This window comes from Stenotrophomonas sp. GQ19, assembly GCF_059758695.1.
The window spans coordinates 86,147-110,869 of sequence record NZ_JCAXES010000002.1; the positions used below are offsets into that span (position 1 = coordinate 86,147).

General features: G+C 67.8%; 19 protein-coding genes. 8 read left to right on the forward strand and 11 right to left on the reverse strand.

Going from position 1 to position 24,723, the window contains the following annotated elements:
• Positions 1–25: 25 nt before the first annotated feature.
• From lepB to rpoE, 5 genes are all read right to left on the reverse strand, one after another.
• Positions 26–820 (reverse strand): signal peptidase I, encoded by a 795-nt coding sequence (gene lepB, locus AC6CHL_RS04570; protein WP_498293553.1) that lies wholly within the window; start codon positions 818–820, stop codon positions 26–28.
• A 114-nt stretch (positions 821–934) separates the two neighbouring features.
• A complete protein-coding gene (lepA, locus tag AC6CHL_RS04575; protein ID WP_038686985.1) occupies positions 935–2,725 on the reverse strand; it encodes a translation elongation factor 4 in 1,791 nt (596 codons plus the stop codon).
• A 170-nt stretch (positions 2,726–2,895) separates the two neighbouring features.
• Complete coding sequence (locus AC6CHL_RS04580; protein ID WP_038686983.1) at positions 2,896–4,422, reverse strand: DegQ family serine endoprotease; 1,527 nt, start codon at positions 4,420–4,422, stop codon at positions 2,896–2,898.
• A 97-nt stretch (positions 4,423–4,519) separates the two neighbouring features.
• A complete protein-coding gene (locus tag AC6CHL_RS04585) occupies positions 4,520–5,401 on the reverse strand; it encodes a sigma-E factor negative regulatory protein (protein ID WP_498293555.1) in 882 nt (293 codons plus the stop codon).
• 8 nt (positions 5,402–5,409) lie between these two features.
• On the reverse strand, positions 5,410–6,030 hold the full coding sequence (rpoE, locus tag AC6CHL_RS04590) for an RNA polymerase sigma factor RpoE (protein ID WP_038686981.1): 621 nt from the start codon (positions 6,028–6,030) through the stop codon (positions 5,410–5,412).
• Positions 6,031–6,268: 238 nt separating this feature from the next.
• On the opposite strand from rpoE, the gene AC6CHL_RS04595 reads away from it, so the two are divergent.
• The 3 genes from AC6CHL_RS04595 to aqpZ all read left to right on the forward strand — a co-directional run bounded on the left by AC6CHL_RS04595 (position 6,269) and on the right by aqpZ (position 10,436).
• Positions 6,269–8,332 carry a 3-hydroxyacyl-CoA dehydrogenase NAD-binding domain-containing protein gene (locus tag AC6CHL_RS04595; RefSeq protein WP_498293557.1) on the forward strand — a complete coding sequence of 688 codons (2,064 nt, stop codon included), beginning with the start codon at positions 6,269–6,271 and terminating at the stop codon, positions 8,330–8,332.
• A 414-nt stretch (positions 8,333–8,746) separates the two neighbouring features.
• Positions 8,747–9,610 carry a pirin family protein gene (locus AC6CHL_RS04600; RefSeq protein WP_038686977.1) on the forward strand — a complete coding sequence of 288 codons (864 nt, stop codon included), beginning with the start codon at positions 8,747–8,749 and terminating at the stop codon, positions 9,608–9,610.
• A 103-nt stretch (positions 9,611–9,713) separates the two neighbouring features.
• Positions 9,714–10,436 carry an aquaporin Z gene (aqpZ, locus tag AC6CHL_RS04605; RefSeq protein WP_498293559.1) on the forward strand — a complete coding sequence of 241 codons (723 nt, stop codon included), beginning with the start codon at positions 9,714–9,716 and terminating at the stop codon, positions 10,434–10,436.
• Positions 10,437–10,553: 117 nt separating this feature from the next.
• Here aqpZ and AC6CHL_RS04610 read toward each other — a convergent pair whose 3' ends face one another.
• A complete protein-coding gene (locus AC6CHL_RS04610; protein ID WP_498293560.1) occupies positions 10,554–11,237 on the reverse strand; it encodes a transposase in 684 nt (227 codons plus the stop codon).
• A gap of 223 nt (positions 11,238–11,460) precedes the next feature.
• Complete coding sequence (locus AC6CHL_RS04615; RefSeq protein ID WP_498293562.1) at positions 11,461–12,312, reverse strand: pirin family protein; 852 nt, start codon at positions 12,310–12,312, stop codon at positions 11,461–11,463.
• A gap of 262 nt (positions 12,313–12,574) precedes the next feature.
• Between AC6CHL_RS04615 and AC6CHL_RS04620 the strand changes: the two genes are divergently transcribed.
• On the forward strand, positions 12,575–14,656 hold the full coding sequence (locus AC6CHL_RS04620; protein ID WP_038686970.1) for a carbon starvation CstA family protein: 2,082 nt from the start codon (positions 12,575–12,577) through the stop codon (positions 14,654–14,656).
• Positions 14,656–14,880, forward strand: coding sequence for a YbdD/YjiX family protein (locus AC6CHL_RS04625; protein ID WP_038686969.1), 225 nt, complete (start codon positions 14,656–14,658; stop codon positions 14,878–14,880). Before AC6CHL_RS04620 ends, AC6CHL_RS04625 begins: the two co-directional genes overlap by 1 nt.
• 422 nt (positions 14,881–15,302) lie before the next feature.
• Here AC6CHL_RS04625 and AC6CHL_RS04630 read toward each other — a convergent pair whose 3' ends face one another.
• The 4 genes from AC6CHL_RS04630 to AC6CHL_RS04645 all read right to left on the reverse strand — a co-directional run bounded on the left by AC6CHL_RS04630 (position 15,303) and on the right by AC6CHL_RS04645 (position 20,160).
• Positions 15,303–16,439 (reverse strand): DUF3103 family protein, encoded by a 1,137-nt coding sequence (locus tag AC6CHL_RS04630; RefSeq protein ID WP_498293564.1) that lies wholly within the window; start codon positions 16,437–16,439, stop codon positions 15,303–15,305.
• A 355-nt stretch (positions 16,440–16,794) separates the two neighbouring features.
• A complete protein-coding gene (locus AC6CHL_RS04635) occupies positions 16,795–18,045 on the reverse strand; it encodes a DUF819 family protein (RefSeq protein WP_498293566.1) in 1,251 nt (416 codons plus the stop codon).
• Between the two features lie 116 nt (positions 18,046–18,161).
• Entirely contained in the window at positions 18,162–19,472 is a 1,311-nt protein-coding gene (locus tag AC6CHL_RS04640; RefSeq protein ID WP_498293568.1) for a sensor histidine kinase, read from the reverse strand.
• Positions 19,459–20,160, reverse strand: a complete 702-nt coding sequence (locus tag AC6CHL_RS04645; protein ID WP_128096234.1) for a response regulator transcription factor — start codon at positions 20,158–20,160, stop codon at positions 19,459–19,461. The genes AC6CHL_RS04640 and AC6CHL_RS04645 overlap by 14 nt, the downstream gene beginning before the upstream one ends.
• 214 nt (positions 20,161–20,374) lie before the next feature.
• Here AC6CHL_RS04645 and AC6CHL_RS04650 point away from each other — a divergent pair, with 214 nt between their 5' ends.
• From AC6CHL_RS04650 to AC6CHL_RS04660, 3 genes are all read left to right on the forward strand, one after another.
• Positions 20,375–22,000: an ArnT family glycosyltransferase gene (locus AC6CHL_RS04650; protein ID WP_498294003.1), complete on the forward strand. Its 1,626-nt coding sequence runs from the start codon at positions 20,375–20,377 to the stop codon at positions 21,998–22,000.
• A gap of 111 nt (positions 22,001–22,111) precedes the next feature.
• On the forward strand, positions 22,112–22,885 hold the full coding sequence (locus AC6CHL_RS04655; protein WP_498293571.1) for a phosphatase PAP2 family protein: 774 nt from the start codon (positions 22,112–22,114) through the stop codon (positions 22,883–22,885).
• On the forward strand, positions 22,882–24,534 hold the full coding sequence (locus AC6CHL_RS04660; RefSeq protein WP_498293573.1) for a phosphoethanolamine transferase: 1,653 nt from the start codon (positions 22,882–22,884) through the stop codon (positions 24,532–24,534). Before AC6CHL_RS04655 ends, AC6CHL_RS04660 begins: the two co-directional genes overlap by 4 nt.
• Positions 24,535–24,723 lie beyond the last annotated feature (189 nt).

Below are 24,723 nucleotides of genomic sequence, written 5' to 3' on the forward strand. Positions count from 1 at the left end.
TCCCCAGATACGCGAGTGTGATGGATCAATTGATGCTCGAGCCGATCCGCGACGGCTCGAAGCCGTCCTTGCAGAACCACCCCGAGCAGTTCAGCCAGATCAGGAACGCCTTGCCGCGCAGGTTCTCTTCCGGGAGCAGGCCCCAGAAGCGACCATCATCGCTGTTGTCGCGGTTGTCGCCCATCACCAGGTACTTGCCGGCCGGTACCGTCCACTGGCCTGCGCCACGCGGGTAGTCGGTTTCCAGCACGGTATGGGTGCGGCCCGGCAGGTTCTCGACCAGCAGCGAGCTGCCCTCGCCCTGGCCGCGATGGCCGGCGTACAGGCCCTTGTTGTCGTACTTGACCGGCTCGCCGTTGAGGATCAGCCCGTCACCTTCGAAGACGATCTGGTCACCGGGGATACCGATCACGCGCTTGATGAAATTCTCGCCCTTGGCCGGATCGTTGTCCGAATGGCCCGGGAAGTGGAACACCACCACGTCGCCGCGCTTGGGTTCGCCCAGCGGGACGACCTTGGCATTGTTCAGCGGCAGGCGCAGGCCGTAGGAGAACTTGTTGACCAGGATGAAATCGCCGATCAGCAGGTTGGGCATCATCGAGCTGGACGGGATCTTGTACGGCTCGGCGATGAAGCTGCGCACCACCAGCACGATCGCCAGCACCGGGAAGAACGCCCGGGCGTAGTCGACCGCAACCGGTTCGGAATCCAGCAGGCCGGCGCGCGCGGCACGGCGCTTGGCGAAATACAGCTTGTCGGCCAGCAGGATCAAACCCGAGGCCAGCGTCAGTACGACCAGGAGGATCTCAAACAATTTCATGCGGTGTCCTTGGGCAACGGGTGCAGCGGTGCGGGTGCAGCGGCCACGGGGCCATCCCTGCGCGCCCGGCGGCACCTGGCGGGTGCCGCGCGGTGGCCGGGCGACCTGCCGGCCTTACTTGTCCATCTGCAGCACGGCCAGGAAGGCTTCCTGCGGGATTTCCACGCGGCCAACCTGCTTCATGCGCTTCTTGCCTTCCTTCTGCTTTTCCAACAGCTTCTTCTTGCGCGAAACGTCGCCACCATAGCACTTGGCCAGCACGTTCTTGCGCATCGCCTTGACCGTGGTGCGGGAGATGATCTGCGAGCCGACGGCGGCCTGGATGGCCACGTCGAACTGCTGGCGCGGGATCAGTTCCTTCATCTTCTCGCAGAGCTCGCGGCCCCGGCGGTCGGCATGGCTGCGGTGCACGATCAGCGACAGGGCATCGACCTTGTCGCCGTTGATCAGCACGTCCACGCGGACGAACGGGCCGGCATCGAACCGCACGAAGTGGTAGTCCAGCGAGGCATAGCCGCGGCTGACCGACTTGAGCTTGTCGAAGAAGTCCAGCACCACTTCGGCCATCGGCAGCTCGTAGCTGATCTGTACCTGGCTGCCCAGGTAGTTGATGCCGATCTGGCTGCCGCGCTTTTCTTCGCACAGCTTGATGATGTTGCCGATGTACTCCTCGGGGGTGAGCACGTTGGCGCGGATGATCGGCTCGCGGATCTCATCGACCATGTTCACCGGCGGCAGCTTGGCCGGGTTGTCCATGTTGATGATCGTGCCGTCGGTCTTGAGCACTTCATAGACCACGGTCGGCGCGGTGCTGATCAGGTCCAGGTTGTACTCGCGCTCCAGGCGCTCCTGCACGATTTCCATGTGCAGCATGCCCAGGAAGCCGCAGCGGAAGCCGAAGCCCATGGCTTCGGAGCTTTCCGGCTCGAAGCGCAGCGCGGCATCGTTCAGGCGCAGCTTGTCCAGCGCTTCGCGCAGGTCCGGGTAGTCTTCGGCGTCGACCGGGAACAGGCCGGCGAACACGCGCGGCTGCATTTCCTGGAAGCCCGGCAGCGGCTTGGAGGCCGGGTCGGCGGCCAGGGTCAGGGTGTCGCCAACCGGCGCGCCGTGCACGTCCTTGATGCTGGCCGTGACCCAGCCCACTTCACCGGCCCGCAGCGCCGGCAGCACCTTGCGCTTGGGGGTGAACACGCCGACGTTGTCGACCTGGTGGGTACGGCCGGTGGACATCACCTGCAGCTTGTCGCCGGCCTTGATCTGGCCCTGCATCACGCGCACCAGCGAGACCACGCCCAGGTAGTTGTCGAACCACGAGTCGATGATCAGCGCCTGCAGCTTGTCGGTATCGCGCGGCACCGGCGGCGGAATGCGATGCACGATTGCCTCCAGCACGTCGACCACGTTCAGGCCGGTCTTGGCACTGACGGGCACGGCGTCGGTGGCGTCGATGCCGATGACGGCCTCGATTTCGGCCTTGGCGCGCTCGATGTCGGCGGTGGGCAGGTCGATCTTGTTGATCACCGGCACCACTTCCAGACCCTGCTCGACGGCGGTGTAGCAGTTGGCCACCGACTGCGCTTCCACGCCCTGGGCCGCATCGACCACCAGCAGCGCGCCTTCGCAGGCGGCCAGCGAGCGGCTGACTTCATAGGAGAAGTCGACGTGTCCGGGGGTGTCGATGAAGTTCAGGTGGTAGGTCTGGCCGTCTTTTGCCACATAGGGCAACGAGACCGACTGGGCCTTGATGGTGATGCCGCGCTCGCGCTCGATCGGGTTCGAGTCGAGCACCTGCGCCTCCATTTCGCGGGCCTGGAGGCCGCCGCAAAGCTGGATGATGCGATCGGCCAGCGTGGACTTGCCGTGGTCGACGTGGGCAATGATGGAGAAGTTGCGGATGAATCGCATCGAATCAGAAGACATAGGTGGCGGCGGCGCGTCGCGTCGTCAGGATGACTGCGGATTATCGCATGGCCGGCCCGGTCCCGCGTGCGGCCGCCCGCGATTGGCGTGATCGGCCCGCCAGAAACGACCGGGGCCGCCGAAGCGGGCCCGGAAACGTAGCGCTGGCGGGGGCTTTACTGCCCGGCCTTGATCGCCACGAAGGCGCTGTTGCCGGTGGCCCGGACCAGCAGCATGACCACATCGCCCTTCTTGTAGGTGGCCAGCGCCTTGTCCAGCCCGGCCACGCTGCCAACCGGGGTACGCCCGACCTGCAGCACCACCATGCCGGGCGAAACACCGGCGTCACGCGCGGAGGCGCCATTGACGCGGGTCACCCGCACGCCCTCGCCCGCCCCCAGGCCCAGCTGCTTGCGCTGGGCGGCGGTCAGGTCGGCCACCTCCAGCCCCAGCAGGGCGTTGGAGCCGGTCTGCGGCGCGGCGGCCTCGGCGGTGGGCCGGGTCGTGCCGCGTTCGGCATCGTCGGCCAACTCGGTCAGGGTGGCGCTGATTTCACGTTCCTTGCCGTCCCGGACCACGCCCAGGCGGACCTTGCTGCCCGGCGGCAGCGCGCCGATCAGCGGCGGCAGGTCGCTGAAGGTATTGATCGGGCTGCCATTCACCGAGCGGATCACGTCGCCCGGTTCCACCCCGGCCTTCAGCGCGGCACTGCCCGGCACCACTTCATTGACCAGGGCGCCGCGGCTGTCGGACAGGCCCAGGCCCTGCGCCTTGAGCCCGTCGATCGGCCCCACGGCGGCGCCCAGCTGCCCGCGGCTGACCCGGCCGGTCTTCTTGATCTGCTCGACCGCGCCCATCGCCAGGTCGATCGGGATCGCGAAGCTGATGCCCATGTAGCCGCCGGAGGCGGAGAAGATCTGCGAGTTGATGCCGACCACCTCACCGCGGGTATTGAGCAGCGGGCCGCCCGAATTGCCCTGGTTGATGGCGACGTCGGTCTGGATGAACGGCACGTAGCGCTGGTCGGCGCCGCCGGTACTGCGTCCCACGGCGCTGACCACGCCGGCGGTGACCGAGTGGTCCAGGCCGAACGGCGAGCCGATCGCCACCACCCACTGGCCCGGCTTGAGCGTGTTGGAATCGCCCACGCGCACGGTCGGCAGGTTCTTGCCGTCGATCTTGAGCAGGGCCACGTCGTACTGCTGGTCGCTGCCGATCACCTTGGCGGTGAATTCGCGGCGGTCGCCCAGCTTGACCTTCACTTCGCTGGCGTCGGCGACCACGTGGTAGTTGGTCAGCACGTAGCCGTCGGCGGAGATGATGAAGCCCGAGCCCATGCCGCGGCCCTGGATGCGCGGGCTGTCGTCCTGGCCACCGGGGCCCTGCCCCGGCATCTGGAAGTCCGGGCCGAAGAAGCGCCGGAAGAATTCGGGCATCTCATCGTCGCCGCCCGGGCCCATGCCGCGGGCCTGGCGGTTGCTGCGCACGATGGTGGTTTCCACGTTGACCACGCCGGGGCCGACCTGTTCGACCAGGTTGGTGAAGTCCGGCAGGCCGCTGACCAGCTGCGGGGCGGGCGCGCGGGGCGCCGCGGCGGGGGCCGGGGCGGCGGGAGCGGCAGGGGCCGGCGCCTGGGCGCAGGCCATCAACGGCAGGGTCAGGGCCAGCAGGGTCATGGCCTGGCTACGCATGCGGGGAGTCATCGGACGTCAGCCTCCGGATCGGGACGTGGGGAAAAGCGGGGGCGTTCCGGCCACAAGGCCGGACGCAGGGTGTGCTGGAGCGGGTGCGACGACAGGGTCAGTCGCGATGCCGGCGCGGCGCGGGGGCGGCCGGGTCGACCTCCTGCAGGCGCGGCTCGAACGGGTAGAACGCGGCCTGCGGCTCCTGCGTGGAGAAGCTGGCGTTCAGCGCCCCGCCAGCCGCCGGGGCCAGGGTCGAGCGCGGCCACGGCTTGGCCTGCAGCGCGGCGACATCGCCGAACGGCAAGGCACGGGCATTGGCGGCCGGCACCACCGGCACCGGCACGGCCTGGCTGGCCACGGCACGCTGCGGCTCGACGCTGCGTTCGCCGGCGCTGCGCGCGGCCTGCTGGGTACGGGTGGCACTGGCGCGCCGCACGGCGGCCACGTCTTGGCGACGGCTGGCGGCAGCGACGGCCGCAGCTGGCACCGCGGCAACGGCGACGACCGCATCCACTGCCGCAGGCGAGACCGCCGGAGGGCTGGGCGGCAACTGGGCCTGGCTGGCAATGATGGTGGTGGCGGGCGCGTCGAGCGGCGTCTCGCTGGGCAGCTGTTCGCGGGTCATGAACATCGCCACGGCGGCGACCGAGGCGGCCAGCGCGGCGCCACCGCCCCAGCGACGCCAGCCAGTACGACGTTCGCGACTGCGTTCGACCGGGGTCACTGGTGCCAGCGGGGCCTGTTCGGCGGCGACCGCACTGCGTACGCGCGCGGCGAAATCCACCGGGGCCGGTGCGCAGGCCTGGCCGCGCAGTACGTCGCCCAGCACCTGCCAGCGCTCGTGGCAACCGGCCAGCGCTTCATCGTGCTCCAGGCGGCGCAGCATGAAGCGCGCCTCGTCGGGCGACAGTGCGCCATCGACCAGCGCCGACAGCTGCTGGCGGTTATGGATGTCGATTTTGTCCGGCGTGGTGCCGGCGGTTCCAGGGATTGGCATGTGTTCGCTCATACGCGGCTCTTCTCGCGGGTGGCACTGCCGATATCCAGCAGCGGCCGAAGTTCAGTGTCGATCGCCTCGCGGGCACGGAAGATCCGCGACCGCACGGTGCCGATCGGGCACCCCATCTTCTGCGCGATATCTTCGTAACTCAGCCCGTCCACCTCGCGCAGGGTGATGGCCGATCGCAGTTCTTCCGGCAATGCCGCCACCGCCTTCATCACCGTCTGCTCCAACTCCTGGCGCATCAACTCGCGCTCGGGGGTGTCGGTGTCGCGCAGGCGGGTGCCGCTGTCGAACTGCTCGGCGTCACCGATGTCGATGTCATCGGTGGGCGGGCGGCGGTTGTGGGCGGCAAGGTGGTTCTTGGCAGTATTCACGGCTATCCGGTGCAACCAGGTATAGAACTGGGCGTCGCCCCGGAAACTGCCGATCGCGCGGTACGCGCGGACGAACGTGTCCTGTGCGACGTCCTGACATTCACTCCAGTCGGCGATGTAGCGCCCTATCAGCGCCACGATCCGATGCTGGTACTTGCGCACCAGGACATCGAACGCCGCACTCTCGCCGCGCTGCACGCGCCGGACCAGCTCCAGGTCCAGCTCCTGTGGTGTTTCAACCTCGGCCATGTGGGGCCGCACTCCTGTCAGCCCGACCAACGTCGAGCAATGAGACTGCCAATCCCGGGAAAAGTTCAGCGACCGATCACACGACGCCGCACCAGCTTTTAACCACCGTTCCGTTAAGGTTCCCGCTCACGGCACTGAACCGGGCCCGCCCATCCCCCAGCTATTGGGATTTGACGGGGAGGAAACAACCTCTGGATCATAGCCCCCTTCTCCATACACAACCGGATGGAACGTTCCCATGCTCTCAGGCTTCGATGGGCTCCGCTTCGCACATTGGCACCCGCAGATCCGTGATGATGGTGTGGTGGTGCTCAGCCTCGACCGCCACGACAGCAGCGTCAACGCGATGTCCCAGGACGTGCTGCTGGAACTGGGCGACCTGATCGAACGCATCGCCATGGACCCGCCCAAGGCGGTGGTGATCCAGTCGATCAAGCCGGCCGGCTTCATTGCCGGCGCAGACTTGAAGGAGTTCCAGGAATTCGACCGCCGCGGCACCGTCAACGACGCCATCCGCCGCGGCCAGAGCACCTACCAGAAGCTGGCCGAGCTGCCCTGCCCGACCGTGGCCGCCATTCACGGCCATTGCCTGGGCGGCGGCACCGAGCTGGCGCTGGCCTGCCGCTATCGCGTGGCTTCCAATGATCCGTCCACCCGGATCGGCCTGCCGGAAACCCAGCTGGGCATCTTCCCCGGCTGGGGCGGCAGTTCGCGCCTGCCGCAGCTGGTGGGTGCACCGGCGGCGATGGACATGATGCTGACCGGTCGCAATCTGTCGGCATCGGCCGCGCGCAGCATCGGTCTGGTGGACAAGGTCGTGGCCCCGGCGGTGCTGCTGGATACCGCGGTGGCACTGGGGCTGTCGGGCACCACCCGCCCGTTCAAGCAGCGCGCGACCGCCTGGGCCACCAACACCTGGCTGGCGCGCAAGCTGCTGGCCCCGCAGATGGCCAAGCAGGTGGCGCGCAAGGCCAAGAAGGACCACTACCCGGCGCCGTACGCGCTGATCAATACCTGGGCGCGCACCGGCGGCAGCCCGATCCAGACCCGTCTGGACGCCGAACGCCGTGCGGTGGTGAAGCTGGCCGGCACCCCGACCGCGCGCAACCTGATCCGCATCTTCTTCCTGACCGAACGCCTGAAGGCGCTGGGTGGCAAGGACCATGGCATCAGCCACGTGCACGTGGTGGGCGCCGGCGTGATGGGCGGCGATATTGCGGCGTGGTCGGCCTACAAGGGCTTCAACGTGACGCTGCAGGACCGTGAGCAGCGTTTCATCGACCCGGCCATGGAGCGCGCGCAGGCGCTGTTCGCCAAGAAGGTGAAGGACGAGAGCAAGCGCCCGGCCGTGGCCGCACGGCTGAAGGCCGATCTGGCCGGTGAAGGCGTGGCGCTGGCCGATCTGGTGATCGAGGCGATCATCGAAGATGCCGACGCCAAGCGTTCGCTGTACCAGACGCTGGAGCCGAAGATGAAGGCCGGTGCGTTGCTGACCACCAACACGTCGTCGATTCCGTTGCTTGAGCTGCGCGACCACATCGAGCACCCGGCGCAGTTCGCCGGCCTGCACTATTTCAACCCGGTGGCGCAGATGCCGCTGGTGGAGATCATCCACCACGACGGCATGGCGCCGGAGACCGAGCGCCGGCTGGCGGCGTTCTGCAAGGCGCTGGGCAAGTTCCCGGTGCCGGTGGCCGGCACGCCGGGGTTCCTGGTCAACCGCGTGCTGTTCCCGTACATGCTGGAAGCGGCCACGGCGTATGCGGAAGGCATTCCGGGCCCGGTGATCGACAAGGCGGCGGTGAAGTTCGGCATGCCGATGGGCCCGATCGAACTGCTGGATACGGTGGGGCTGGACGTGGCCGCGGGCGTGGGCAAGGAGCTGGCGCCGTTCCTGGGCCTGCAGATTCCGGCGGCGCTGCAGACGGTGGAACCGGGCAAGCGCGGCAAGAAGGATGGCCAGGGTATCTACACGTGGGAAAACGGGCGGGCGCAGAAGCCGGACGTGCCGGCCAATGTAGAGGTGCCTGCGGATCTGGAAGACCGTCTGATTCTGCCGCTGCTCAATGAGGCGGTGGCGTGCCTGCACGACGGGGTGGTGGCCGATGCGGATCTGCTGGATGCGGGGGTGATTTTCGGGACGGGGTTCGCGCCGTTCCGCGGCGGTCCGATCCAGTACATCCGGGCGACCGGTGCGGACGCGCTGGTGGAACGTTTGAAGGTGCTGCAGCAGCGGCACGGGGAGCGCTTCGCGCCGCGCCCGGGTTGGGATGCGGCGGTGTTGCGTGAGCCGGTGATGTAAGCCGGGCTGCCGCCCGGCACCTGCCGATGCACGTGCAAGTGCAAGTCCAACTGCAAGGGCCAGAGCGCAAGCGGAGAGCGTAAAGCGGCTCTGGACTGGATCGGGGCTGGCGGGGTGGGTCAGGTGGCGGGGGACGCCGTGAACCCATCCCTGGGGGCTTGGTCGCGCCATCCATGGCGCTCACACCCCCGCCACCCGACCCACCCCGCCTTCGATAGTTGGCCGGTGACGGCATAAACGCCTACGCGTATCGCCGGGCTCTGCCCGGCTGCTGTCGCCGCGACGAAACGCTGCCGGGCATCGTCCGGCGCTACTTGGGCTGTTGGCGCAACACCCTGTTGCCCGAATGGGGCATGCAGGGGGTGTGTCTGCATGCGATCCTGCGGGTCTGTCCACGCCAGCGAGAAAGCCCGCATGACGACGATCATTGCGCCCCGTGTCCACGATATCGGCGGTCTGCAGGTGCGCCGCGCCGTGCCTACCCTGCAGGCGCGCAGCGTCGGTCCGTTCGTGTTCGTGGACCAGATGGGCCCGGCGGTGCTTGCGCCGGGGACCGGCATCGATGTGCGTCCGCATCCACACATCGGTTTGGCGACCGTGACGTTCCTGTGGTCCGGTGCGATCGGTCACCGCGATACGTTGGGGTCGGACCAGGTGATTCGCCCCGGCGACGTCAACTGGATGACCGCCGGGCGTGGCATCGCGCATTCCGAACGTACCCCGCCGCCCGAGCGCGAGCACGATCACCCCATCCACGGGATGCAGACCTGGGTGGCGCTGCCGAAGAGTTTCGAGGAAACCGATCCCGGGTTCTTCCACCACGCGGCGGCCACCCTGCCGCAGCAGCGCCGCGACGGTGCCTGGCTGCGGGTCATCGCCGGGCGTGCGTATGGCGAAGAGTCGCCGGTGAAGGTGTTCGCGGACACGTTGAATGTGGCGATCGATCTGGATCCGGGTGCGGAAATCGACCTGGATACCGGCCATGTGGAGCGCGCCCTGTACATCCTCGAAGGCGAGGCGCAGCTGGACGGCGTGGATCTGCCGGCGCAGCACCTGGTGATTCCGGAACTCAATGCGCGCGGCCGCCTGCGCGCGAAGACGCCGGTCAAGGCGATGCTGCTCGGCGGCGAGCCGCTGGATGGGCCGCGCCACCTGTGGTGGAACTTCGTGTCCAGCTCCACCGAGCGCATCGAGCAGGCCAAGCACGATTGGGACGCCGGGCGTTTCGGCACCATTCCCGGCGACGACAAGGAATTCATTCCGCTGCCCACCTACTGAGGCAATGCCGTTCGTCGGCGCCTTGACGCCGCGTTCACCCCGATGAACCGCGATTCAGCTACGGTCTGCCTGCCCGTCCCGGGCGTCTGGTGGAGAACGATCGATGAGCATGGGCAAACGTCTGGCCGCGGAGTTTCTCGGCACGTTCTGGTTGGTTCTGGGGGGCTGCGGCAGCGCGGTGCTGGCGGCCAAGTTCGGCGGTGATGGCAATCCGCTTGGCATCGGTTTCGTGGGCGTGGCGCTGGCCTTCGGGCTGACCGTGCTCACCGGCGCCTATGCGTTCGGCCACGTCTCTGGTGCGCACTTCAATCCTGCCGTCAGCCTGGGGCTGTGGGCCGGCGGCCGGTTCCCGGCGCGCGACCTGCTGCCCTACATCGTGGCCCAGGTGCTGGGCGGGATCCTGGCCGGTTTCATCCTGCTGCAGATCGCTTCGGGCGCCCCCGGCTTCGCCATCGACGGCAGCCAGGCGGGCGCGTTTGCCAGCAATGGCTATGGCGCCCTGTCGCCGGGTGGCTACAGCGTGGCCGCTGCGTTCCTGTGCGAAGTGGTGCTCACCGCCTTCTTCCTGGTGGTCATCATGGGGTCCACCCACGGCAACGCCCCGGCCGGTTTTGCGCCGATCGCCATCGGGCTGGCGCTCACCCTGATCCACCTGATCAGCATTCCGGTGACCAATACCTCGGTGAATCCGGCGCGCTCCACGGCGGTGGCGGTGTTTGCCGGCAGCGGCGCGCTCGGCCAGCTGTGGCTGTTCTGGCTGGCCCCGCTGCTGGGCGGCCTGATCGGCGGCATCGCCTACAAGTGGATCGGCACCGAGCCGCGCTGAGCCTGGGCGGCCGGGCCGATACGGTCCCGGCCGCCTGATTCAAGGCGTCGTGGTCCACAGATGGGACCATCTGAAACAGTTATTTGTAGATCCAGTCACATTCCGTTAAGGTCCGAATCACCACGCCGTCACCTGGCAGGCGAGGTACTCCGGGACGCGCATGGGGAAAAATGCGCACGGACGGCCTGGGTTGTCTGCGGCCCCCGGAACCCCTCTGCCAGCACGACGCGCGGCCACTTCGACCTTTTGGGGGAAGCCATGAACATCCTGCGCGCTGCCGTGTGCCTGAGCCTGTTGTTGTTGTCTGCTGCGGCCGTCTCGGCCCAGTCCTCGAACGTGTGCCCGTCCCTGCCCGCCGACAGCGGCCTGCAATGGCAGGAGCAGGCGCAGGCCGATTTCGTCCTGTGCAAGGCCAGCACCGGTGATGGCCGCGAAGTGCTCAGCCTGATGCTGACCGCACGCGACCCGAACCTGCCGCTGACCCGGCCGCTGCGCCAGGAAAAGGGCGTGTTCGCCGGTGAATCGCTGTACTGGTACCAGCCCGACCTGGGCGGCCAGCAGCCGCCGGGCTACGAAACGCGCCGCATCACCGTGGTGAAGTTCGACAAGAACCGCTACGCGCAGATCGCGCTGTATGCCGGCGATGCCAAGGAGCTGGGCGCGTTGCAGTCGCTCACCCAGGGCATGAACCTCACGCCCACGGCGGTCGCCGCAGGGCGCTGAGATGGCCGGGAATGTGCATGGCGCACATCCCGGTAGTGCCGGCCGCTGGCCGGCTGCGCCCCTGCCTCCAGGCTCCATCGGGTTGCCGGCCAGCGGCCGGCACTACCCGTGCTCCCCCAGCGTGATGCGGTTGCCGGCCAGCGGCCGGCACTACCCGTGCTCCCCCAGCGTGATGCGGTTGCCGGCCAGCGGCCGGCACTACCTGTGCTTTTGCAGCGTGATGCGGTTGGCGGCCAGCGACCGGCACCGCCCGGGTTTCCGCAGCGTCATGGGGGTGCCGACCGTTGGCCGGCACCACCGGTCAGAAGCGGCCTTCCTGGAAATCGACGAAGGCCTGCATCAGCTCCTGGCGGGTGTTCATCACGAACGGCCCGTGGCGCATCACCGGCTCGCGCAGCGGTCGCCCTGCCACCAGGATCAGGCGTGCACCCTCGGCGCCGGCCTGCAGCTGCAGCAGTTCGCCGCCGCCCAGCACCGCCAGTTCCTGGCGCGCCACCGGACGTGCATCCTCACCCTGCCCCACCGTCAGCCCGCCTTCGAACACGTAGGCGAACGCGTTGTGCCGTTCCGGCAAGGTGTAGTCCCAGCGCGCGTTGGCGTCCAGGGTGATGTCCAGGTACACCGGGTCGGTGGCCGGCTGCACGATCGGGCCGGTGACCTCGCCCACTTCGCCGGCAATCACCTTCACCTGCACGCCGTCGCCGGGCGCGGTGACGGGAATACGCTCGGGCGCGAATTCCTGGTACTTCGGGTCGGTCATCTTGTCGCGCGCGGGCAGGTTCACCCACAGCTGGAAGCCGCGCATCTGGCCCGATTCCTGCTCGGGCATCTCCGAATGCACCAGCCCACGGCCGGCGGTCATCCACTGCACGCTGCCCGGGGTAAGCAGGCCTTCGTTGCCGTGGTTGTCCTTGTGCCGCATGCGCCCGTCGAGCATGTAGGTGACGGTTTCGAAGCCGCGGTGCGGATGGCTGGGGAAGCCGGCGATGTAGTCCTCGGCGCGGTCGGTGCCGAATTCATCCAGCAACAGGAACGGGTCCAGGTCGGGCAGCGCGGGGCCGCCGATCACCCGGGTCAGGCGCACGCCGGCGCCATCGGAGGTGGCCATGCCACGGATCGTGCGCTGTACGCGCACCGGGGTTGGGCTGCTCATCTCGACTCCAGCAAAAGGAAACCAGCCAACAAGATGGGCGCCCGGGTGGCAGCCGCCAATCGCCACGCCCGCAACCGATTGTTCCAGCGGTGGCGTTCGCACCCCGTGCAGGCGCGTGCGTCCACCGGGCCGTTGTCCGCATCGGCACGCACGCCACGTTGCGACCTACGACCAAAGTACTAGCGGCAAGCACCTGCGTTTGCATTGACCCCATCGGTGCCAAGGCAGACTCTTACGACGATCTCCAGGGAGACGCAATCTCATGAAAGGTTTTTCCAAGCTGGGCTGGGCCGCGCTCGCGCTGCTCGGCGCGTTCTGTCTGGGCGTGGTCGCACTGCGCCGTGGCGAACACATCAATGCGCTGTGGATCGTCGTCGCCGCAGTGTCGATCTACCTGATCGCCTACCGCTTCTACAGCCTGTTCATCGCCGACAAGGTGATGCAGCTCGACCCGACCCGGGCCACCCCGGCGGTGCTCAACAACGACGGCCTGGACTACGTGCCCACCAACAAGCACGTACTGTTCGGCCACCACTTCGCCGCGATCGCCGGTGCGGGACCGCTGGTGGGCCCGGTGCTGGCCGCGCAGATGGGCTACCTGCCCGGCCTGCTCTGGCTGGTGGTCGGCGTGGTATTGGCCGGCGCGGTGCAGGACTTCATGGTGCTGTTCATCTCCAGCCGCCGCAACGGCCGCTCGCTGGGTGACCTGGTGCGCGAGGAGATGGGCCAGGTGCCCGGCACCATCGCGCTGTTCGGCGCCTTCCTGATCATGATCATCATCCTGGCGGTGCTGGCGATGGTGGTGGTCAAGGCATTGGCCGAAAGCCCGTGGGGCATGTTCACGGTGATCGCCACGATGCCCATCGCGATCCTGATGGGCGTGTACATGCGCTACATCCGCCCCGGCAAGATCGGGGAGATCTCGGTGGTTGGCCTGTTCCTGCTGCTGGCGGCCATCTGGTACGGCGGCAAGGTCGCCGCCGATCCCGTCTGGGGCCCGGCCTTCACCTTCACCGGCATCGAGATCACCTGGATGCTGATCGGCTACGGCTTCGTGGCCTCGGTGCTGCCGGTATGGCTGCTGCTGGCGCCGCGCGACTACCTGTCCACCTTCCTCAAGATCGGCACCATCGTGGCGCTGGCGATCGGCATCCTGATCGTCATGCCGGAACTGAAGATGCCGGCACTGACCCAGTTCGCGGCCAGCGGAGACGGCCCGGTCTGGAAGGGCGGCATGTTCCCGTTCCTGTTCATCACCATCGCCTGCGGCGCGGTGTCCGGTTTCCATGCGCTGATCGCCTCGGGCACTACGCCCAAGCTGTTGGCCAATGAGCGCCACATGCGCTACATCGGCTACGGCGGCATGCTGATGGAATCGTTCGTGGCGGTGATGGCGCTGGTAGCGGCCTCGATCATCGACCCGGGCGTCTACTTCGCGATGAACAGCCCGGCGGCGGTGATCGGTGCCGATGCCGCCTCGGCCGCGCACTTCATCAGCACGACCTGGGGCTTTGCGATTACCCCCGAGCAGCTGGAAGCCACCGCACTGGCCATCGGCGAGCCGACCATCCTGCACCGTGCCGGTGGTGCACCCACGCTGGCGGTGGGCATCGCGCAGATCCTGCACCAGGCGATTCCCAGTGGCAGCAACGCGATGATGGCGTTCTGGTACCACTTCGCGATCCTGTTCGAAGCGCTGTTCATCCTGACCGCGGTGGATGCCGGTACCCGTGCCGGTCGCTTCATGCTCCAGGACCTGCTGGGCAACTTCATCCCGGCGCTGAAGAAGACCGAATCGTGGACGGCCAACATCATCGCCACGGCCGGCTGCGTGGCGCTGTGGGGCTACCTGCTGTACACCGGCGTGAAGGATCCCTTCGGCGGCATCCAGACCCTGTGGCCGCTGTTCGGCATCTCCAACCAGATGCTGGCCGGTATTGCGCTGATGCTGGGCACGGTGGTGCTGTTCAAGATGAAGCGCGAGCGCTTTGCCTGGGTGACCGGCGTGCCGGCGGTGTGGCTGCTGATCTGCACCACCTACGCGGGCCTGATCAAGATCTTCGACAAGAACCCGGCCCAGGGCTTCCTGGCCCAGGCGCACAAGTTCCAGGACGCGATCGCCACCGGCACCATCACCGCGCCGGCCAAGAGCCTGGACCAGATGCACCAGATCGTGGTCAACGCCTACGTCAACACCAGCCTGACCGTGTTGTTCCTGTTCGTGGTGTTCTCGATCCTGTTCTATGCGATCAAGACCATCGTGCAGGCACGCCGCAACCCCCAGCGCACGGACAAGGAAACCCCGTACGTGGCGCTGCAGCCGCACCAGATGGCGGACCTGTGATGAGTACTGAACTGGTTCCCGTTGGGCAGTACCAGGCGCACCGCCGGTTGTGGCGGCGCCTGGTGCAGACCGCACGCCTGTGCTGCGGCATCCCCGACTACGACAACTACGTGCGCCACGTGCTCGACAACCATCCCGACCGCGTGCCGATGGACTACAAGACCTTCTTCCGCGAGCGCCAAGAGGCGCGCTACGGCGGCAGGAACGGGGGCCGCTGCTGCTGAGCGGCGACATCGGTGGAATACCGGAACGGCGGCGCGAAAGCGCCGCCGTTTTTTCATGGCGGGAGCCGGTTGTCGTCCGGTTCGCATGAACCACATACGGTTCGGCTGGTTCGCGTGAACCTCACCGGGTTTGGTCGGCACCCGTGAACCTCACCCGGTTCGACCGGTTCCCGTGAACCGCACCTGGTTCCGGCGGCGCCCGTGAACCTTACCTGGTAGTGCCGGCCGCTGGCCGGCTCCTCATGAACCCACGGTTTCACCTGGAGCCGGCCAGCGGCCGGCACTACCTTTGCGTCGATATTGCGAGGAGCCGGCCAGCGGCCGGCACTACCTTTGCGTCGATATTGCGAGGAGCCGGCCAGCGGCCGGCATTACCTTTGCGTCGATGTTGCGAGGAGCCGGCCAGCGGCCGGCACTACCCGTTATTCGGTCAGGGTTACCGGGGTCAGCGTGACCTTGGCGTTGTTGGCCGCGCCCATGCGGTCGGTGTAGGCCTGCCCGCGCTGCAGCAGGTAGAAGCTGTCCAGGTAGTCGGTGTCGTTGGCGAACCAAGTGGTCGGCATCGCCTTGAGGATGGCGCCGGCGATGTCGGCGATCACGGCGTACTCCGGCGCGAACGCGCCCAATGCCGCCTTGACGCCATCGGTCAACGCCACCAGCAGGTCCTGGTAGTTGGTGTCGCCGTCATCTTCGAACAGCTGCACGTTGGCCGCGTCGAAGCGGTAGTTGCCCCAGATCACCAGCGGTTGGCCGGGCGCGTAGTCGGTAGTGTCGTGGTCCAGGTACGGCAGGGTGAGCGTGGCCATCTCCGGTTCGGCCGCGCCGATCTGCAGGCCCGACACCACCGCGAATACCTCCGCGCCGCCCAGCGCCCACGGCTCCTGGTCGTCGGCCAAGCGGATGCGGTCCAGCCGGGTCAGGTCGAGCGAGGCGCTGCCGTTGGTGGCCAGCCGGATGCGGTCCGGCGATTGCAGGCCGCGCGCCTGCAGCCCCGCATTGACCACCGCCATGCCCTCTTCCACCGCCGTGCGCGTATCCACGTCGACGATCAATACCGGGAAGGCCGGGGCCGTGCGCGCGTCCAGCGTGTGGCGACGCCCCTGCGGGTCGTAGGCGGTCAGCGTGGTCCAGTGGCGGTCATCACCGCGCGGGAGCACCGCCACCCACAGCTGCGCGGCGGGCACGTCGGTCAGCCGGGTGCCAGCGGGGACGTAGGCGCGCAGTTGCAGCAGGTCCGCGCCCGCGGTGGGCAACCCTTTCTGCTGGCGCAGCTGGCGATCCTGGGCAGCCAGCGTGCGCGAGGCCTGGGTGCGCGCCTGCGGGTCGAAGCGCGCCATCACCCGGGCCAGCGGCACGCCGTCGGGGCGCGTGGCGAGGGCGCCGGTCACCGCCGTGGCGAAGCCCGGCTGGGCGATCAGCGCTGCCACATCACGGGCACTGGCATCGGTAATGGCCTGCACATCGGCGCGCTCGATGCGCGCAGTCTGGGCAACGGCAGTGGCGCTGGCCAACAACAGCAGCGCGGTGACACAGCATCGGAACAGTCCCTGCGGTTTCATGCAACGTCCTGGCTGGACGCCGATTGCCATCGGCGGAGATTCCCACCCGTGATGCCCCTGCCACGGGGTGGCGCATAACGCCGCACGTTACGGGGCAATCGCCGCTGCGTCTGATACCCGTTCCACACTCTGCACGTCGAAGGGTAGTGCCGGCCGCTGGCCGGCTCCAGGCCAATGTCAATTCCCCGGTAGTGCCGGCCGCTGGCCGGCTCCAGGCCAATGTCAATTCCCCGGTAGTGCCGGCCGCTGGCCGGCTCCAGGTGACACCATGGGTTGATGTGGAGCCGGCCAGCGGCCGGCACTACCAGTGGGCTGCGTGGAGCCGGCCAGCGGCCGGCACTACCGGGTTGGCCGGTCAGGCCCCGGCCATCCATTTCAGGATCAGGCCGGTGACATAGGCCAGGCCGGTGCCGGTGGCGTAGCCCACGGTGCCCAGCAGCACGCCCACCGGAGCCAGCGAGGGATGGAACGCAGCAGCCACCACCGGGGCCGACGCGGCGGCGCCGATGTTGCCCTGCGAACCGATCGCAAAGAAGAACAACGGCGCGCGCAGCAGCTTGGCGGCAATCCACAGCACCAGGATGTGGGTGAGCATCCAGATCGCGCCCAGCGCGAACAGCCACGGGCGATCCAGCAGTGACAACAGGTCCATCTGCATGCCGATGCAGGCGATCAGGAAGTACAGGAACAGCGTGCCCAGGCGCGATGCACCGGCCGACTCCAGCCGCCGCGCGCGGGTGAAGCTCAAGCCCAGGCCCAAGGCGGTGGACAACAGCACCACCCACACGAACGCGCTGTCCAGGCTGAACTGGCTGGCCCAGCTGACGTTGGCCTTGAACCACCCGCTCAGCGGTGCGGCGATGGCATGCGCCAGGCCCACCCCACCCAGCGCCACGCCCACGATCACCATCAGGTCGGTGAGGCTGGGAATGCGGGCGTTCTGCGCTTCATAGGCGGAAATACGCGACTTCATTTCATCGATGGCCGAGGTATCGGCCCCGTTGCGCGTGTCGATCTGCTGGGCGCGGTTGGCCAGGAACAGCAGCACCGCCATCCACAGGCTGGCACAGGCCACATCCACCACGGCGAACTGGCCGAAGGTGGTGGCGTCGGTGCCGAATACTTCGCGCATCGCGACCATGTTGGCCCCGCCGCCGATCCAGCTGCCGGCCAGTGCGGCCATGCCCTTCCAGGTATCGCCTGCGACGGTTGCCGGATGGATCCAGGACATTGCCTGGAACGACACGATCGCGCCAAGGATGATCCCCAGCGTACCGGCGCAGAACATCACCAGCAGCTTCGGGCCCAGCTTGAGGATGCCCTTGAGGTCGATCGACAGGGTCAGCAGCACCAGCGCGGCCGGCAGCAGCACGTCGCGCGCCACCGGGTTGTAGAGCGAGGTGTTGTGGCCGTCGATGAGGCCGGCGGTGTTGTAGATGGCCGGGATGAAGTAGCACAGCAGCAACGCCGGCACCCAGGCGAAGATCTTTTTCAGGCGGGGCGTCGGGCCACTGGCCGCCCAGAAAATCACGGCGAGCGTGGCGGCAATCAGGCCAAGCCCGACGATATCGTTGGTGATCAGGGCAGTACTGGTTTCGGTCGGCATCTTGCCATCCTCTGTCGATCGAAGAAAAAAAAAGCGCCGCATAAAGCGGCGCCCTTCCAGAGGTTAACATCATCTTCACGCTGCGCCACCCTGCAGCGCAGCGTTCTTGATGTCGGTTACGTCATCGCGTCGTCGGCTGCCTGCGGCAGCGACGCACCCAGATCCAGAATCACCCGCGTGCCGCGTGGCGCGCATGGCTCTATCTGCAGGGCCCAGCCCAGGTGGTCGCACAGCTTGGCAATCAGTTCCAGCCCGATCCCGCTCTGTTCGTTGCGATCGCCACGCGCCAGGCGTGCATGCACCGCGGCGATTTCCTCCGGGCTCATGCCGTGCCCGGGATCCTGCAGTGTCACCACGGCCCGGTCGGATACGTGCACATGGATGGTGCCGCGCCCGCTGTTTTCGATGGCATTGCGCAGCAGGTTGCCGATGGCCGCCTGCACCACCGCCGGTGGCGCGATGATGTCGATGCGGGCCAGGCCGTCCACGGCGATGCGCAGGTCCTTGTCGCCCATCAGGTGGCGGTGGTCTTCAATGATGGCCGGCACCAGCTGGTCCAGCGCGATGCGCTCGCCCAGCGCAACCAGCCGCGCCGGTTCGCGGGCCAGCACCAGCAGCAGCTGGATCAGTTGCTCCACGCCTTGCGCGGTGCGATGCACCCGCTGCATCTGCTGGCGCGCGCGTTCGGGCAGGCCCGGCTGCTCCAGCGCCAGTTCGGCCGCGCCGGTGATCACCGCGATCGGCGTGCGCAGTTCGTGGCTGGCGGTGCTGACGAAGATGCGCTCACGCTCGACGAACTGTTCGTTGCGGGCCAGGTAGTCGTTGACCGCATCGGCAATGACATACAGCTCCGAACTGCCGCGCGGATCCACCTGCACCTGCTGCCCCGGGACGCCGGGCTTGAGCCCGTCGATGCGCTGGGCCAGCGACCGCAGTGGCCGTACCAGCCGGCCCACGCCGAAGGAGGCCATCAGCACGGTCACGAGGATCATCACCACGCCGGCCAGCATCACCCAGCGCGTGGCGAACTCTTCCAGCTCGTGGAAGTCGTTGATGTCCAGCACCAAGGCCAGCCGCCCCAGCCGCTCGGTATCGCGCACCATCACCGCGCTGGAGCGGCCGTTGATCACCACCCCGTCGTGCAGGCCCGGGTGCAGCGTGCGCAGGATCGGCGGCACGCGCTCACTGGCATCCACGGTGAACAGGCGCAGGGTGTCAGAGTCCTGCCAGCGGTAGTGCGGCTCGTGTTCGATGTGGTTGACGATGCTGTCCAGCTCGGAGTTGAGCAGGGCGCGCCAGGCCGAGTGCTCGGCATGTTCGTGCACGTAGTTGCCCACGCTGAACACCGCCAGCGAAATCAGCCCCAGGTAGCCCAGCAGCCACCACACCAGGCGCCGATGCAGGGGTGCCGGTTTACGCGGTTTCATCGGCACTGTCCGCAGCGCTCACACCCAACCGGTAGCCCACCCGTGGCAGGGTGTGGATCAGCTTCTGCTGGAACGGTCCATCCACGCTGCGGCGCAGTTCGTACACGTGCGACCGCAGCAGGTCCCCGTCCGGTGGTTCATCGCCCCACAGCGCGAACTCCAGCTGCTGACGGGTCACCGCGCCGGGGCTGGCTCGCATCAGCACTTCCAGCAGCTTGCGGCAGGCCGGGTACAGGTGCAGCGCCTTGCCGTCGCGGTGCGCCTCCAGCGTGGCCAGGTCCAGCTTGAGGTCGGCCACCTCCAGCAGCTTGCGCGGGTTGCGACCGTGCGCACGCACCATCAGCGCCTCCAACCGGACTTCCAGTTCGGGCAGCGCGAAGGGCTTGGTCAGGTAGTCGTCGGCACCGGCGCGGAAACCGGCGATCTTGTCGGGCAGTTCGTCACGTGCGGTGAGCATGATCACCGGGACTTCCGAGCCATGGTCGGCGCGCAGCCGGCGCAGCACCTCCGGGCCTTCCATGCGTGGCAGCATCCAGTCCAGGATCAAGGCGTCGTACGCATGGCTGGCGGCCAGGTGCAGGCCGGTGACGCCATCGGGCGCCACATCCAGAACATGCCCGCGTGACTCGAAATAGTCGAACAGGTTGGCGACCAGTTGGCGGTTGTCTTCAATGACCAGGAGCCGCATGGCAGACTCTCGTGAACGGATCGGCGCATGGTAGCCGCATCCATGTCGGAATCCGGTCGCAATGGCCCGGTTTCGACGCTTTTCCTACGCTGTCGGGGAGACAGTACTGGTTTTGCCCAAGGATCCGGACGTGCCTGAAGCCCGCTTGTCCCGCCAGCATTGGCATCTGCTCGCCTGCGTGGCCATCGTGCTGGCGCTGCTGGCCGGGATCGGCATGCGTCAGCCCTCGCCGCCGGATGAGCCGCGCTTCGTACTGGCGGCCCGCGCCATGGTGGACAGCGGGCAATGGCTGCTGCCGCATCGCGGCGGCGACCTGTATGCCGAAAAGCCGCCGGTGTTCATGTGGATGCAGGCCGCCAGCCACCAGCTGCTGGGCAACTGGAATCTGGCGTTCCTGCTGCCGTCGTTGCTGGCGGCGCTGCTGACACTCTGGCTGTGCTGGGACCTGGGGCGTCGCCTGTGGAACAGGCGTGTTGCCTGGTGGGCCATGCTGGCGTTGGCCAGTTGCCTGCAGTTCGGGTTGATGGCCAAGCGCGCGCAGATCGACATGGTGCTGGTGGGGCTGACCACGTTGGCCATGTGGGGCCTGCTGCGGCACCTGCTGGAGGCGCCCAACCGGCGCGCGGTGCTGGTGGCCGGGTTTGCCGCGGGCCTGGGCACGGTGACCAAGGGGGTGGGCTTCCTGCCGCTGCTGGTGCTGCTGCCCTGGGCGCTGTGGCGGTGGCGGGTGCAGGGCGACGACGGCCACGCCGGCCGTGGACGGGCGCTGTGGTTGCTGGTGCCCGGGTTCCTGCTCGGTGCCGCGGTGTGGCTGGCGCCGCTGGGCCTGGCCCTGCTGCACTCCCCCGATCCGAGCCTGCAGGCCTACGCCCGTGAACTGCTGTTCAAGCAGACCGGCACGCGCTACGCCAATGCGTGGCACCACGTGAAGCCGGCCTGGTATTACCTGCAGGTGATGGCCACGCTGTGGCTGCCCGGCAGCCTGCTGCTGCCGGCGCTGCTGCCGGCATGGTGGCGGCGGCTGAAGCGCCTGGATGGCCGCTACTGGCTGCTGCTGGGGTGGGCGGTGCTGGTGCTGGTGTTCTTCAGCGCCAGCCCGGGCAAGCGCGAGGTCTACATTTTCCCGATGCTGCCGCTGCTGTCCGTGGCCGCCGCACCGGTGTTGCCCGGGCTGCTGCGCCGCACCGGCCCGCGCTGGCTGCTGCTGGCCTACGTAGGCGTGCTGGCCGCTGCCGCGCTGTACGTCAGCGTGCAATTGCTCGGCGGAAGCCCGTGGGCGCATGCGCAACTCGACCGGCGTGGCATGCCCGACAGCCTGCTGCCACTGCTGGGCGGCTGGCTGCTCGGCTTCGGCGTGCTGTTGGTGGCCGCAGTGGTGTGGCTGCGCCAGCGACGCGTCGGCGCCCTGGTGGTGGTGTGCGCCTGCCTGCTCTGGAACGTGTACGGCTGGGGCCTGATGCCGGCGCTGGACCCCTACAGCTCGGCCTCGGCGTTGATGCAGCGGGTTGGCCAGCGGATCGGGCCGGACGCGCAGCTGGGCCTGGTGGCCTGGCGCGAGCAGAACCTGCTGCAGGCCGATCGCCCGGTGACCGAGTTCGGCTTCAAGCGGCCGTGGGACGAACAATGGCAGCAGGCCGGGCCGTGGCTGCAGCAGGCGCCGGATACACGCTGGCTGCTGGTGCTGGACCAGGCCATGAGCCCCTGCGTGGACGCCGCCCAGGTGGTGGACATTGGCAGCAGCAACCGCAATCGCTGGCAGCTGGTGCCGGGCCGTGCATGGCGCGCCGGGTGCCAGGCCCACCTGGCCCCCGATGCGGCCTCGGACGACGAGCAAGACTGAACCGGCGGCATCGGCGGTCGGGGCTTAACCTGCGGGCAACACCGCTCCGACCGCTCTCCGACACACCGCTGATGACCATGGCCGCGGATCACCCCGCCCGGCGCTTTGCCCATGTCCTCAGTTCCTGCCGTACCGTTTCGCCCGCTTCCGCTGGCCGCAGCCATCCGCCCGGGCTTCCTGCGCAGCCACCTGTGGCTGCCCCTGCTGCTCACCCTGGCCGCCAGCGCGGTGCTGATGGGCATGGGCGGCGACCAGTGGCTGGCCGACCAGTTCTATCGGCTTGAAGGCCAGCAGTGGGCATTGCAGAACGCCTGGGCCACCAGCCAGCTGGTGCACAAGGGCGGCAAGTGGGCCAGCGCGCTGGGCGTGCTGGTCGCGATCCTGCTGTGCACGCACGCCTGGCGCAGCGACCGCACCGCGGCATGGCGTTGGCCGCTGCTGTACCTGGTGCTGGCGGTGGCCCTGGGCACTGCGGCGGTGTCGCTGCTGAAGTCGGTGACCAACATGGATTGCCCGTGGGACCTGGCCCGCTATGGCGGGCTCCGCGAATACGTGGGCGTGTTCGCCAGCCGTCCACCGGGCATGCCGCGCGGGGTGTGCTTCCCGGCCGGCCATTCCAGCGCCGGCTTCGCCTGGGTCAGCCTGTACTTCTTCGCGCTGCTGGTGCGCCCGGCGTGGCGTTGGCGCGGGTTGGCGGTCGGGCTGGTGGCCGGCGGCGTGTTCGGCCTGTCCCAGCAGCTGCGCGGCGCGCACTTCCTGTCGCATGACCTGTGGACGTTGGCCACCTGCTGGGCCATCTCGCTGGGCCTGTACCTGCTGGTACAGCGCATCGACGCCCGCACGCACAGCGTGCCAGCCATCGCTGCACAGGGAGAGGCCGCATGAGCGCCACCCTGCCGCGCAGTGAGCGCCTGCCCGCGCTGGCCACGCTGCTGCACTGGCGGCCGCAGCTGTCCACCGAGCGCCTGATCGTACTGACCAGCGTGTTCTTCGCGCTGGCCTGCAATAGCCTGTTCTGGCACAGCGCCATGGCCACCCACCCGGGCAGCCTGCGCTTTGCCACCTCGCTGCTGCTGTTCCTGGTGGGTGCGCACTGCCTGCTGATGGGCCTGCTGGTGTGGCGGTGGAACGCCAAGGTAGTGATCGGGGTATTGCTGCTGTGCACCGCGATGGCCGCGCACTACATGGGCAGTTACCACATCTACCTGGATGCGGACATGCTGCGCAACGTGCTGGCCACCGACCACAAGGAAAGCCGTGAGCTGATGACCTCGGCGCTGATTGCGCCGTTGGTATTGCTGGCGCTGCTGCCGATGCTGGTGCTGTGGCGGGTACAGCTGGTCAAGCGCAGCTGGGGCAAGGCGCTGCTGTGGCGCGCCGGCTTCCTGCTGCTCTCGCTGCTGGTGGCACTGGGCGGGGCGATGCTGTCGTTCCAGGAAATGTCGGCGCTGATGCGCAACCAGCGCGAGGTGCGCTACCTGGCTACCCCCGGCAATGTCCTGCTGGGCCTGCCCAAGGCGCTGCGCGGCGACAATCCGATCCAGCGCGCCCCCAAGCTGCCGATCGGCACCGACGCCACCGCCACGCCGCGCGCCGCAGGCAGCCGGCCGCGCTTGCTGGTGATCGTGATGGGCGAAACCGCACGCGCGCAGAACTGGGGTCTGAATGGCTATGCCAGGCAGACCACACCGGAACTGGCGCAGGCCGGGGTGATCAACTTCCCGGACATGCATTCGTGCGGCACCAGCACCGAAGTATCGCTGCCGTGCCTGTTCTCGCCGTACGGTCGCCATGACTACGACGAAAAAAAGATCCGCGCGCACCAGTCGTTGCTGCACGTGCTGGACCGCGCCGGCATCAGCACGCTGTGGCGTGACAACCAGTCCGGCTGCAAGGGGGTCTGCGAAGGGCTGCCAATGCAGGCACTGGACGATGCCAAGCACCCGCAGCTGTGCGCCAACGGACGCTGCATGGACGAGATCCTGATCGACGACCTGGCCGCGCAGGTACGCGCCAAACCCGGCGACCGGGTGGTGGTACTGCACCAGCTGGGCAACCACGGGCCGAGCTATTTCGAACGCTACCCGGCCCGCTTCCGCCACTTCACGCCCACCTGCGACACCGCCGACCTGGGCAAGTGCAGCCGCGAGCAGATCACCAACAGCTACGACAACGCACTGCTGTATACCGACCACCTGCTGTCGCGCACGATCGGCACCCTGAAAGGCATGGACGACTACGACACGGCGATGATCTACCTCTCCGACCACGGCGAATCACTCGGCGAGAAGGGCCTGTTCCTGCACGGCATGCCGTACGCGATTGCACCGCAGGAACAGACGCGGGTACCGATGACGATGTGGTTCTCCCCATCCTTCGCCGCCAACCGCGGGCTCAACCTCGCCTGCGTGCGCCAGCGCGCGGGCAAGTACACCGACCACGACAACGTCTTCCCGTCGGTCCTGGGGCTGATGCAGGTCAAGACCACGATCTACGAACGCGACCGCGATCTGTTTGCAGGATGCGAGGCTTAGTTTCCTGCTGGCCACTCTCCCCTCTCCGCTTCTGCTTCGCCGGATAGCAAAGACACACGCAGCCAACGTCGGCCATGACCCAAGCGCAATGCTGGTCGATGCCGTTGCCGTTGCCATACGGACCAGCCCTGTGTGAACGGGTCGGTGTGGGTGGGTTGGCGGGACCGTTGGGCGCCATGGATGGCGCCC